1 protein-coding gene is annotated in these 297 nt (G+C 34.7%); it reads left to right on the top strand.

Annotation, left to right across the window (positions count from 1 at the left end; translation table 11 throughout):
• Positions 1–297: tRNA lysidine(34) synthetase TilS (tilS, locus tag WKI42_RS10800; protein WP_368081918.1), on the top strand; the 297-nt coding region annotated here is incomplete at both ends.

Below are 297 nucleotides of genomic sequence, written 5' to 3'. Positions count from 1 at the left end.
AGATTTGTAAAATCAGTCCGCAGGCTGATGAAAAGGAAGATGAATTTGTGTTATACTATCAAAATCAGGTAACTTATCAGGGATATTTATTTTCCTTTGGACTTCCTTTAGAAGGTGAATTAATTCAGCAGGTACCTGTTTCACGGGAAACATCCATACACATTCGTCATCGAAAAACAGGAGATGTTTTGATTCAAAATGGGCATAGAAAAAAACTCAGACGTCTATTTATCGATTTGAAAATCCCTATGGAAAAGCGAAAATCAGCTCTGATTATTGAGCAATTTGGTGAAATTA

Source organism: Streptococcus pseudopneumoniae, from assembly GCF_038148935.1.
Classification (GTDB): Bacteria; Bacillota; Bacilli; order Lactobacillales; family Streptococcaceae; genus Streptococcus; species Streptococcus pseudopneumoniae_U.
Note: the sequence above shows the minus strand (reverse complement) of the source record. Positions and strands in the feature narration are given on the sequence as shown.